Raw genomic sequence first — 12,753 nt, forward strand, 5'->3', positions numbered from 1 at the left:
CGCTTCTTTAAATATTTAAATTACCATAAAATAATGATCCCTAATTTTTATGAGTATTTTTTATAATTTTGATTGATTCGTTTTACTTTTAAAAATCAATCAATGTAACTATTTTATTATATTTCTTTAATTGTGTACATCATTTTATGTACAGATTTATACACGACCACAAAATAATATAGGCATATCTGCATCTTTCCTATATAATGAAGTTATCTCTATAGAAAGCGTGATTTAATGATTCTTTTATATTTAGTAGGCATCATTGCTGGAATGGTTGTTCCATTTCAAACTTCAATTAATTCAAGGTTGAGTCTTTATACAAAATCCTCATTTTATGCTTCAACCATTTCTTTTGCTACTGGCACAATCTTTTTAATTTTGATTAATTTAATTACAAATCCGCATGTTTTTACTACACAATTTTATAGTGACCAAACTTTGAGTTATGTGTGGTTTATCGGTGGTATACTTGGGGTAGTATTTTTAACTGGGAACTTATTATTACTTCCAAGATTGGGCGCTTCCTTAACAGTAGTTATGACTGTCGCTGGACAAATTATTATGGGCGTTACAATTGATACATTCGGTTGGTTCGGCGCAGATGTAGAACCTTTTACTATATTTAAAGTGTTAGGTATCTTATTTTTAATTTTGGGGATCATTCTTATGAATTATGTACGCAGAAACCCAAAAGATAAAAATATGAATTCTAAAGTTTATATTTGGCTCATAATTGGATTTATATTTGGTTTTTGTCCTCCAATACAAACAGCTATCAACAGTGCTTTAGGCCAACAAGTGCATTCATCTATATTAGCATCATTAATCTCATTTATAATTGGAACAATAACATTATTTATTTTAACAATGATTTTCAACAGAACACTTAAAATGACTACTTACCATTCACAAAAAGGTAAATTAAAACCTATTTATTTCATTGGTGGTATCTTGGGTGTAATTTTTGTTACTACAAATATTATACTAATGCCTCATCTTGGTGCAGCATTAACTACAATCATTGTGATGTTAGGTCAAATGTTGATGGGAATTATCATCGACCATTTTGGTCTATTAGGCACATTTGTAAACAAAATCACCAAAAGAAAAATCATCGGCATCATTGCAATGATGATTGGTATTATACTTTTAAGATTATTTTAATAAATAAAGCACAGCGTTATTTACTTTTAAAAAATGGTGGATAACGCTTTTTTTATATGGCAGAAAAGATACAAACACAGTATAATCATTACATTAAAACATTAGAGGTGATAAATTATTGAAACGTATCTGTATTCTACTACTCGCATTGCTTATCTTATTTAGCACAACTGCATTATTTTTATGGTTATATTTAAAATCAAAAACAACCTTCATCGCAAATAACCAAATTGAAACGATAAAGGTTACCTACAAAAAGCCCCAATACTTCATAGGCAAACAAGAGCCTTCTCAGTTAATCACAATCGATTATAATCCAACTAAGGGCGCCATACATGATTGGTATGTTCAAAACCAATCGAAGGTAGCACAAAATCAACCACTTTTCGAATACTATAATCCCCAAATCGAACAGCGCATTACTTTAAAACAAAGACAACTCGCTCAATTAACTCAAAACAAAACATACGCATCTACGAACTATGATTTAGCTATAAAAAATCTAGAAACTGAAATTGCGCAACTACAAACTCAATTACGCACAACCATCTTCGCTCCTATCTCTGGTATAATTAACATAAATTACACATATTCTTCTTTAAATAAGTTACCATTGGTTCAAATATACGATGCAACACCTATCATAAGAGCAAAGGTTTCTGAAAACGACCGCCCCTTTTTGCATGTAAAAGATAAATTAAAAATAAAAGCCAAGAACGGGAGGACTTCTAGCGGAGAAATAAAGCAAATTTCTACACTGCCACTCAAGCAAAATCAAGCATCTCAAAATTCCAAATATTTAATTGAAATTACACCAAAACCTGCTTACTTCTTTGGAAGTCATGTTGAAATTGAAATACCTAATACTCAAATTGAAATACCTAATACTCAAATTGAAATACCTCGCACAGCAATAGATAATGATCAATTCGTTTACCTGCTAAGAAATAAAAAAATTATTAAAAGGGTTATTAAACTAGAAAAATCGGGTAATAAAAAAACTATGTTGATAACTGAAGGATTAAAGCCCGGCGATGTCATAGCTAGGAATGCTGATACTGTGCGATTTAAAAATTAAATGTGTACAGTATAAATGCCATAATCTTTTAAAATGATATTTGTCTTTTATGTTTTTTATCAAATAGTGACAAATTGTAATAGAGAAGCATTAATTATGATTCAATCATTGGTATTTAAATAATTGAATTAATAATTTAAATCATTACTGTGATGTTTAAACGGTTTTTTGTTTACTTTCTATTTTTATTTAGTTATAATAAACTAAATAATGCTGGTTTTAATATATTTTACCCAAATTTATTAGAGCTGTAAATTATGATAAAAACTTTGTATTCAACTTTGAATTAAGACAAATTATTATACAAAAAGATTTTTAATATGTATATTTGATTGGGCATATAAATTAGGGAGGAATTAAGCATGGCTATCACCAAAATTAACGATTGTTTTGAATTATTAGCGATGGTAACATACGCTGATAAATTAAAGAGTATTATCAAAAAAGAATTTTCAATAAGTTTCGAGGAGTTTGCTGTATTAACATATATTAGCGAACACGAAAGTGAAGAATATTACTTAAAAGATATCATCAATCACCTAAACTATAAACAGCCACAAGTTGTTAAAGCAGTTAAAAATTTATCTCAAGAAGATTACTTTGATAAAAAACGTAATGAGCACGATGAAAGGACTGTATTAATATTAGTTGATTCTAAGCAACGCAAAAAGATCAACGAATTATTATCACGTATCGACAAACGTATCCAAGCAGCAAATGATGAAAAAGAAGTATAAACAGCTTTTTCTTTCACATAATACATCTATAAATAATTCAAAGTCTGGGTCATGACTAAATGATTCAGACTTTTTTATGCGGCGCTTTGCCAAAGCGGTCTGAGACAAATTTTTTCGCTTAGACATTCTTAGGTTACTTAATCTCTTTTTTAATATAAGAAGCATAAAGTCGCGAAATTAATAAGATATAGTTGCCCAAGTTTTCATGATTTCTATACCCGAATGATATTTTCTTATAATAAGCTGCATTTTTTATTGGTAGTTATTTATTCTGATGTGGTAACACTATGAGTTGAGGCTGTGCCCGTGAAAAGTGTGCATAAAAAACTGTCGACAAAATCAGAGACTTTGTCGACAGTCTAAATAGCTCAGCTAGTTCATTACTCTTGATACACGCTCGGTTTTATAAAGTTCAAAAAAGCTTCTAAAAAATGTTTCGGTTCTTCTATATGGGGAGCGTGGCCTGATTGATTAAATTCAACCAAGGTTAATTTTTTAAACACTTGTTTATACTTATTCAACATTTCTTCAGTAACAAAAGGATCGTATTTACCATTAACGATTAAAGTAGGTATGTCTGTTTCTTCAATTATAGTATCCTTGTTAAATACTGGAAATTGCATTAAAGCTCGTGTAGCAACGGCGCTATCTTCAGCTGATTGCCTATTATAAATAAGCTGTGATTGAAACCACTTTTTAGCCTTTTCTTTGTCTTTGTATATATAAGGCAGTAATAATAATAAAGATTCAGATTTATCAAAACCTTCTATTTCGTCTTCATGTTCAATCATTAATTTATTTAATTCAAATACACTATCTACTAAATTACAGGCAACTAATGTTAATGACTCTACCATCGATGCATATTCATCAGAAAAATGCTTAGCAATGAGACCGCCCATATCATGCCCTATTAAGTGTGCCTTTTTAACATTTAATTTATGCATCAATATATATAAGTCTTCTACATGATCTTTCAAACGAAATGCATTGGGCTTGGATGACTTACCATGTCCCCTAACGTCATAAATGATGACGTCAAAGTCGTTTTTTAATTCGTCTTTCAAGTTACATAGAGAAGCAAGATTGCCATCTAAGCCATGAATTAAAATGATAGGAAAGCCTTGACCCTCACGGATATATGCCAATTCAATGTCACAATTAATTCTTACTTTTTCCATTTTGGGCCACCTCCTTTATATGATTTATATACCCTTGTTTAATAATGCTTACGCTCAATTTTAAATATTTAGCCATAGTACCTTCTTTTTCTTCATTCTATAAACTTAATATTAAATTAAACGCGTTAAAAACCTATAGGTCTCGCATGACATACTTATTTTCTAAAAGTGTTTCTTGCGCCTGTCCTGTCTTGGTCAAGATGAAACCACAATATAAGCAACAGCAGATAGATTAGAACTATTTCGTAAGCTAATATACATGTTCGAAATAAAACAATTTTAAATAAAAAAATGCATCTCCATTCAAAAAATGAAGATACATTTTTATTTATTAGTATAAATATTACTATTTTCTAGAAGATATTCTAATCGTGTAATAGATAATCACGATTAATAATAAAACCCAAATTACGATTGAAGCAATTTGTGTAACGATAGGGTTACTAATCATTGCATCTATCGTTTTTTGACAAAATAACAAACCTATGCCAGTAAATTCTAACCTTCTAAAGTAAATACCTGAAATGCTAAAAATGATACCAACAAAAAAGACAAATTGATGTGCGTATATTGTGACAGCTACAATACCTAAATCAAAGCCAAAAGCATGCGCAAAGACTAGTATTAACGCTACTGCAGCAACACTAAGGCCAATAATCCTCTCGAATTTATTACTATAGAGATAATTTTTCCAATCAATTCTCAAATAAATAAAAATTGATATTGGCAAGATAATTAAACAGTAAAAAATGGATAATCCAGTCGCAGCCTGAAATGGCACATATTGTTTGTCATACAAATAGGATAGCAAAATAAAATTGATAATAAAAAATACGATAGGATTTAATTGTAATGTAAATAAATTACGTTGAATCGTTAAAATAATTTCAGCTGGTGACTTTCTTCTGTATTCTATATAATCCAAATCTTGTGCTTCCGATTTTTTCAATTCTTTTTTTAGTTTCCCCTTAATATCATCTATAAGATTTGGGGAAAGACCTTTATGAGTGAAATAATCATTGATATTTTCTACTAATACTTTGTCGTTAACTCTCATGATAGGCTCCTTTTTTATATTAAATAAATACTCTATATATTAATATATGTAAATGACTAACATATATAATTAAACTTTCTCTCATTGTAACAATAAAATAACCGACAAGTATATAGCATTACACTTGTCGGTTTATTATTCATTTTAAATATTACAAGTGAAAGTTATTTACCAATATCAATACGATAAAGCTTGATATTTTTATCACTTGGTGATGAAGAGCTAAATTGGTAAGATACTTCGTTATCTTGAACGTAACCAAAGTTACCTGTCACATTATTATAATGCTCACGCGTAATAGCCGTGTCACTTACATGTTTTTTCACTTCTTTGTATGCGGGACCATTTGTATCATTATAGCTCATAGAAATACGAGTGATTTTACCATCGTTTTTCTTACCATCCGCAGTTACAACAAGTACACCATTATCTTTTTTGAATTCATAATAGTGTTCTGAACCGTCAGGTTTATATGAGTAAATTGGTTTTTTATTATCTTTTAATACAGTTTGAATAGAATTTCCTAATTTTGCGCCTTCTAACGATTGATCGCCATGTTGTAATTCAGTAACGTTTTGGATTGAGTTCCCAGATGCCGCTTCAACAGTTCCTGCATTAATACCAGAAAATGTTAATCCTGCAACTAAAACTACTGCACATAACCTTTTCATAAGCACTCTCTCCTTCTATATTTAACTGACTTTTATTGTGCTTGTTTTTATTGTACTATAAATATTACTAAAATAACAGTCATGTTACAAAAAGATTACAAAACAAGTTATCTTGTAATCTTTTTGTGGTACTAAGCTACTGATGGAACTTGCTGTTTTATAAATTCAGCAACATGATTCATAAATTTATCTTTTTCTTCTACAAATGGATATAACCCCGATGCTTCAAAAACTTCAAATCGCGTGTCACCGATATAATCAGCAACTTCTTTCGCTTCGAATACCGTCGTCCGTTCACCATGTTGCCCTACTACAATTAATGTCGGTGCTTTTAGTTCTTTTAAATAATTCATAACATTGTTATCAATAAATGATTCTTTTACTGCTTCAATTTCAAATTTTGTAGACATACTGTTGGTATATTCCACTTGTTTCAAGAATTTTTTAGCTTTCCTTTTAGAATAATATAGTTGTTTATCAAGGAATTTCTGTTGTGCTTCACCATCCCAATTTCTAATCTTATCTGCATATTTTCTATATAAACGCTCTTCAGGCGTGATGTCATTTAATAGTGTAGGATTAACCATTGTTAATGAAGTTACAACGTCAGGATATTGTGCAGTAAATAACGCAGCAATCGAACCACCCAACTCATGTGCTATAATCGAACACTCACTAATATATAAGTAATCTAATAGCTCTTTTATATCTTTGGCATATGTCTTAAAATTAATTTTAGTAGGTTTATCCGAGTAACCATGACCCCTTAAATCAATGAGTACGACTTGATAAGCATGATTAAATTTAGCTTCTAAACCTTGAAATACTGAAAAATTATCAAAAGCAGTGTGAATCATTACGATCGCTTTGCCTTCCCCACTCGTCTTATAGTTTAAAGCTATACCATCACTTGTTGTAAATAAGTTCATATTTTATCTTCCTTTCTTACTAATTGATAATATGGAGAGTAATTCTTCTGTAGTTTTAATTGTAAAATCTACTTCCTCTGGTAATGGCGTAAGATCATTTTCATTATCTTCTTTAAACCAAACACTAATCATGCCCATTGCTCTAGCAGGTGCCACATCATTAAGTGGGTCGTCACCAACATACATTGTCTCTTCAGGTTTGGTGCCGAGTTGAGTTAACATATCTTCGAAAATTTTAGGATGCGGTTTACGGTATCCTACTGTCTCTGAAGTAGATAAATAATTTACATTATCCTCAATCCCTAATGCGTGTAAACGAAACTGTTTAATTTTTGACTTACCATTTGCGATTACACCAGTTAAATATCCATATTGTGTTAATTTTTCTAAAGTATATTGCGTATCATAATAAGGGAATACATACCTATAAAAATGCATTTCAAAATCACTGAATAAATCTTTCCAAGTTAGTCGATCTATATGGAAATCTTTAATTATTGCTTTATACAATTCAGGTTTATCATGGTCTTCGTCATCATCCAATTCTATAAATTTCCGTTTAAAATCTTCTAGTTGGATACGTACAAAATAATCATGAAATCTTTCATATTGCTCTTCAATAAATTTTTCTCTAGATTTATTTCTGTCTAATAATGTACCTTCTAAATCAAAAACGATCGCTTTCACGTGCGTTAAATCCATAGCTATAACCTCTTTAATCTTATGTTTACCTTACGCCAAATCATAATTAATAAATATCATTATATAGTATAAATCGTTTCTCGACGATAGTCATTTTTAGTTTATTCAATTGCACGTGGTTGCGTAATCATAATATAAAACAATACTGGGATGCCAAGCATTGCTAATATGATACTGGCCGGGATTTCGAACGGGCTTAACAACACACTACCCAGCCAATCAGACAATACCATAACTGTACCACCAATCAACATATTTAACACCATCTGTTGTCCAATATTAAATTGTTGATTTTGACGACGTACAAGTTGCGGGATGACCATTCCAATAAAACCAATAATACCAACGTACGCTACTATAACAGCAGTAATAATAGATGCAATAAACAACACACCATACGTTAGTAATTGTACATTTAATCCGAGCGATTGCCCTTTTAATTGGCCTAATTGCAATATTTTAATTTTTGAAAGTAGGCTAAACAAAATGATAATACCAATAAAAAGTATGATGCCTATATATATTACTTCATTGTACTCTGCTGAAGAAAAGCCACCAAACATATAATTTACTATATTATTCATTTTCTCTTGATTAAAGATGATTAACACATATAAAAAAGCATTAAATAAGGCGCCTATCATAATGCCAGATAATATTAAAGTTCTTATAGGGTAACCTCTAGACATAGCAGTAGTGAGCGCGATAACAATGATTAATGTAATAATACTGAATAATACTGAAAACACTGGCAACCAAATAAATGATAATCCTAAGACGACAGCCACACCTGACCCGAAAGTGGCACCACTTGCTAACCCTAGAGTGAAACTATCAGCTAATGGGTTATTTAATAATGTTTGGAACATATGGCCTGCTAGTGTTAAACCAATACCAGCTAATAATGCTTGTACTGTTCTAGGGATTCTAACTTGAAATAATATAGACTGTGTCAATGCTTCGTGGATATCACCAATATTCCACAACAAACTTAATAACATACTAGTGATGAGAATTAAAAAACAAATGATTAATGCTTTACTGTATTTCATGTATTTTCCACGCTTTCACTAAAATCTCTTAACCTTTAATAATTATAACAAAATGCGTACCAATCATAACTAGCATGGTATACATTTTTACATATAAAGTAAATAACCTATGTCAACTAACAATAAAACTAAATATAATATCTATAATCATGTTTTATGGTTTCTTTTGATAAAGGCATTTCGGTTAAAAAACACCCCTAAAATGAAGTATTTAAACATCATTTTCAGGGGCATATCTCGTATTTTTAATTATTTTTTAGTTGCCGATTGCTTACATTTTATTTGCCATATATAGCTTCTTTTAAAGCTTCCAAACCATTGTCTATACGCGGGCCGGGCCTTGAAATTTCATCTCCATTGACAGATTTCATCTTGTTGTTTTGTACGGCATTAATTTGGTTAAATCCGCCACGTTTATCGATTATCTGTTGGTATTCAGAAGTTGAAACACCCATCGTCGATATCATTATATCAGGATTTTGTTTAATAATGTCTTCTTTACTAACCTTTTGCCACCCGTCTAAATTAGAAAAACTATTTTCTGTCTTTAATTGGGTTAACATATCATCAAAGAACGTATTTTTTCCTGCAGTATATATTTCTGGTTCAGAGGAAATTTCCATAAATACTTTTTGTCCTTTAGCATCTTCCGGTACTGATTTTTTCACTTGATCGATATTATCTTTCGTTTCTTTTACAAGTGCATTAGCTTCTTTTTCTTTATTTGTCACTTTACCAATTTGTTTAAAAGTAGCATACATTTCATCAATAGATTGTGCATCTTTCACATAAATTACTTTTACGCCACTATCTTTTAAGCTTTTCAATACTTTATCGTTAGTGGCCTTTTGAGATTCATGGGCCAATATTAAATCTGGTTTAGCTTTCATCAGTGATTCTTTGTTAAGTTTCATCGCATCAAATTGTTGTTTATCTTTAACTGTCTTGGGATAATCGTCAACAGTTGAAACGCCTATGATATCATCACCTAAACCAAGTTCATACAATATTTCTGTATTGCTAGGCATAAGAGAAATAATGCGTTTATATGATGATTGGTTATCAGATTCTGTATCATTTTTAGGTTGCTCTGACTTAGTGCCACAAGCAGTTAATACAACAACAAAAATGAGTAAAAGATACACTAATTTATTCCATGTTTTCATGACTTTAACTCCTATCCTTTATTTGCTTTTATCTTATCAAAAATTCATCTACTTAACGACATCATTTTTATGAAATTTATATTTTAAAATACTTATCTAAAAATGTATATTTCTTTTCATTTTTACTACTAAAGTAATTTTTTCCGAAGTTATCTAATAAAGCATGAAATTCATTGGCATCCTTATTTGTAAAAAATGTAGGCAGTTGGACATGTTGCTTTAACTTTTCATAACTCTCTGTATGCTTGTAGCCTAACTTAGCATAAATCCTTCTAGTATAGCTATCTGGTATAAATGCCACTTCTTCGAAAACATACACTAACAAGACATCAGCAGTTTCACTCCCAATCCCTTTTATTTTTAATAAGGCGTTACGTAATTGAGATTCGTAATATAATTGTATTTCTTGGAAATCAAACTCAAATCTTTTTAACCAATTGAGCACAGTTAATATAGTCATGGCTTTATTTTTATAGAAACCGCTAGATTTTATTATTGTTTGTAGCTGTTCTAACTCCAAAGTTAATATACATTCTGGGTCAAAGGCTGTCTCTTTCTTTAAATTTTGAAGCGCATACGCCGCATTTCTCCAGTTTGTATTTTGCACTAAAATGGCCCCTAATATCACTTCCATTTTAGATTCGGCAGGCCACCAATTTTGCGCACCCATATTTGAATATAACGTGCGATACAACGACTGCGTGTCTAACATATATAACCCCCCTATCCATTAGTTTTAAAATATTATATGTGCAAGACAATAAAAAAAAGTAAGCAAGGTTTAGTCTTAGAAATGATGATATCCCATCAAACTGTTAGACAAACCTCATACTTACTTTTCGAAATCCGATTATAATTATAAACAGATTTATTTACATTGATTCTGGGGCAGTGACACCAACAAGGTTCAATGCATTGTGTAGTGTAATTCTCACTGCATCAATTAATGCAATCAATGCTTTTGTTTTTTCTACATCATCTGTTAACACTTTTTCATCGTTATAAAATTTATGGAAATGTGCTGCTAAATCCTGAATATAGTTTGTAATTCTATGTGGCGCTCTATGTGTTGCTGCACTTTCTATAGAAGTTTCAAAGTCCGCTAATTTTTTCAATAGTTCTATTGCTTTGTCATTTGTAATAAGTGCATAATCTGCACTAGTTGAAGGTTCAATACCTCTTTCTTTAGCTTGCTTTAAAATAGAACAGATACGCGCATGCGCATACTGTGCATAATATACTGGGTTATCTTGTGATTCTTGTTTTGCTAACTCCATATCAAAATCAAAATGCGTATCTGGACTGCGCATTGTTAAGAAGTAACGCGCTGCATCTACGCCTACTTCATCCATGATTTCACGTAAAGTAATGGCATTGCCTGTACGTTTGCTCATTTTTACTTCTTGGCCATCTTGCATTAAGCGCACCATTTGCATAATTTGAATTTCAAGACGTTCGCTATCTACGCCAAATGTTTCCATTGACGCCTTCAAACGTTGTATATAGCCATGATGATCTGCACCAAATAAGTTAATTAAGATATCATTGCCACGTTCAATTTTATCATAATGGTAAGCAATGTCTGGTAAAAAATATGTGTAGTTACCATCTTTTTTAATCAATACACGATCTTTATCATCAGAAAAATCTGTTGTACGTAGCCATGTTGCACCATCTTCTTTATACGTATAACCAAGTTCCGTCATTTTATCTAACACTTTTTGAATTTCACCTGACTCGTAAAGCGTCGTTTCGCTAAACCAGCTGTCATAATGCGTATTGAAATCGGCTAAGTCTTTTCTTAATTTTTCCATTTCATAATCAACGCCTAATTGTCTAAACGTTTTTATACGTTCTTCTTCTTCTAAGTCTTTTAATTCTGGTTGTTTTTCTGCTAAATCTTTACCAATATTGATAATATCTTTACCGTAGTAGCCGCCTTCTGGCATCTCGAAAGAATCGTCGCCAAGCGCTTCAAAGTAACGTGCTTCAATAGAACGTGCTAAGTTTGTAATTTGGTTACCAGCATCATTTATATAATATTCTCTTGTTACATTGTATCCTGCTGCTTCTAAAATATTAGCTAATGTATCACCAACGGCTGCGTTACGTGCATGGCCTATATGTAAATCACCTGTAGGATTAGCAGATACATATTCTAATAAAATACTTTCCCCATTTTTTATCTCTTTTTGACCGAAATGGTCTCCTTGATTGATTGCTTCAGTAATAATAGCTGTTAAATAAGCATTATCTAAATAAAAATTAATAAAACCTGGGCCCGCAATATCTACCTTTTCAACTTGCGCAGCCGTCGTATCTAAATGGTCTACAATCGCTTGAGCAATTTCACGTGGATTGCGTTTCGCAATTTTTGTTAAAACCATTGCAATATTTGTAGAATAATCACCATTTTTATTATCTTTTGGTATTTCAATTTTTATTTCAGGAATTTCATTCACTTCAGCAAGTTGCGCTTTTTGAATACTTTTTTGAATTTCTTCAACCAACGTTTGCTTGACTTGTTCAACTATGTTCATTTACGGCATCTCCTTGTAAGTAATTTCATATTGATAAGACCCCATCTTCTCTTCATCTTGAATTAAATCATAATGCACTTTCAGTTTACCACCGTTATCATTTACAAAATGTAAAATAGAATGCGTATGAACCGTGAGTGGGATACGGCCACCACTAATTTCATACAAAGTCATTGTATCTTCACCTTCTACAAAGTGAAGATTTAATTTAATGTCGCCATTTCGGATAATTTTTACGCCTGAGTTTTCAATTTTAACCGTTACATTAACTGTAGCGCCATCTATCTCTTCCTGATAACGTATAAAATCAGCTTTACGTTTTTGCCAAGACCCTTTAGTAGATAATGAGAATTTTTCTTTGTTATCGAATTGTTTAACAACTTGTTTCGTTTGGATTTCAACATTGTTTTCCAATGTACGTTTCACCCTAATCTTTAAAATAATACACATCATTATAGCATACTTGAAATAAG

Annotated in this window: 13 protein-coding genes; 3 read left to right on the forward strand and 10 right to left on the reverse strand. The window is 31.2% G+C overall.

Annotated features, from left to right (window positions below; all coding sequences use genetic code 11):
- Positions 1 to 237 precede the first annotated feature (237 nt).
- The 3 genes from IEU88_RS08550 to sarA all read left to right on the forward strand — a co-directional run bounded on the left by IEU88_RS08550 (position 238) and on the right by sarA (position 2,982).
- Positions 238 to 1,167: a DMT family transporter gene (locus IEU88_RS08550; protein ID WP_096810814.1), complete on the forward strand. Its 930-nt coding sequence runs from the start codon at positions 238 to 240 to the stop codon at positions 1,165 to 1,167.
- Positions 1,168 to 1,285: 118 nt separating this feature from the next.
- Positions 1,286 to 2,245, forward strand: coding sequence for an efflux RND transporter periplasmic adaptor subunit (locus IEU88_RS08555; protein WP_103373495.1), 960 nt, complete (start codon positions 1,286 to 1,288; stop codon positions 2,243 to 2,245).
- Between the two features lie 362 nt (positions 2,246 to 2,607).
- Entirely contained in the window at positions 2,608 to 2,982 is a 375-nt protein-coding gene (gene sarA, locus IEU88_RS08560) for a global transcriptional regulator SarA (protein WP_103373494.1), read from the forward strand.
- A gap of 380 nt (positions 2,983 to 3,362) precedes the next feature.
- On the opposite strand, the gene IEU88_RS08565 is transcribed toward sarA, so the two are convergent.
- The 10 genes from IEU88_RS08565 to IEU88_RS08610 all read right to left on the reverse strand — a co-directional run bounded on the left by IEU88_RS08565 (position 3,363) and on the right by IEU88_RS08610 (position 12,694).
- The gene (locus IEU88_RS08565) at positions 3,363 to 4,163 is read right to left on the reverse strand and encodes an alpha/beta fold hydrolase (RefSeq protein WP_103373493.1); all 801 of its coding nucleotides are present in this window, start codon (positions 4,161 to 4,163) and stop codon (positions 3,363 to 3,365) included.
- A 346-nt stretch (positions 4,164 to 4,509) separates the two neighbouring features.
- Positions 4,510 to 5,220: a hypothetical protein gene (locus IEU88_RS08570; protein ID WP_103373492.1), complete on the reverse strand. Its 711-nt coding sequence runs from the start codon at positions 5,218 to 5,220 to the stop codon at positions 4,510 to 4,512.
- A 164-nt stretch (positions 5,221 to 5,384) separates the two neighbouring features.
- Positions 5,385 to 5,891 carry an SA0570 family protein gene (locus IEU88_RS08575; protein WP_096810818.1) on the reverse strand — a complete coding sequence of 169 codons (507 nt, stop codon included), beginning with the start codon at positions 5,889 to 5,891 and terminating at the stop codon, positions 5,385 to 5,387.
- A gap of 131 nt (positions 5,892 to 6,022) precedes the next feature.
- The gene (locus tag IEU88_RS08580; RefSeq protein WP_103373310.1) at positions 6,023 to 6,820 is read right to left on the reverse strand and encodes an alpha/beta fold hydrolase; all 798 of its coding nucleotides are present in this window, start codon (positions 6,818 to 6,820) and stop codon (positions 6,023 to 6,025) included.
- 3 nt (positions 6,821 to 6,823) lie between these two features.
- Positions 6,824 to 7,522 carry an HAD family hydrolase gene (locus IEU88_RS08585; RefSeq protein ID WP_096810820.1) on the reverse strand — a complete coding sequence of 233 codons (699 nt, stop codon included), beginning with the start codon at positions 7,520 to 7,522 and terminating at the stop codon, positions 6,824 to 6,826.
- A gap of 101 nt (positions 7,523 to 7,623) precedes the next feature.
- Positions 7,624 to 8,574, reverse strand: a complete 951-nt coding sequence (locus tag IEU88_RS08590; RefSeq protein ID WP_096810821.1) for a FecCD family ABC transporter permease — start codon at positions 8,572 to 8,574, stop codon at positions 7,624 to 7,626.
- A 278-nt stretch (positions 8,575 to 8,852) separates the two neighbouring features.
- The gene (locus IEU88_RS08595) at positions 8,853 to 9,740 is read right to left on the reverse strand and encodes an ABC transporter substrate-binding protein (protein WP_103372862.1); all 888 of its coding nucleotides are present in this window, start codon (positions 9,738 to 9,740) and stop codon (positions 8,853 to 8,855) included.
- A gap of 76 nt (positions 9,741 to 9,816) precedes the next feature.
- Entirely contained in the window at positions 9,817 to 10,452 is a 636-nt protein-coding gene (locus IEU88_RS08600) for an endonuclease III domain-containing protein (RefSeq protein WP_103372861.1), read from the reverse strand.
- Positions 10,453 to 10,612: 160 nt separating this feature from the next.
- Complete coding sequence (gene argS / locus IEU88_RS08605) at positions 10,613 to 12,280, reverse strand: arginine--tRNA ligase (protein ID WP_103372860.1); 1,668 nt, start codon at positions 12,278 to 12,280, stop codon at positions 10,613 to 10,615.
- On the reverse strand, positions 12,281 to 12,694 hold the full coding sequence (locus IEU88_RS08610; RefSeq protein ID WP_103372859.1) for a YwiB family protein: 414 nt from the start codon (positions 12,692 to 12,694) through the stop codon (positions 12,281 to 12,283).
- Positions 12,695 to 12,753 lie beyond the last annotated feature (59 nt).

Origin of the sequence: Staphylococcus nepalensis (assembly GCF_014635045.1) — a bacterium.
Lineage (GTDB): Bacteria > Bacillota > Bacilli > Staphylococcales > Staphylococcaceae > Staphylococcus > Staphylococcus nepalensis.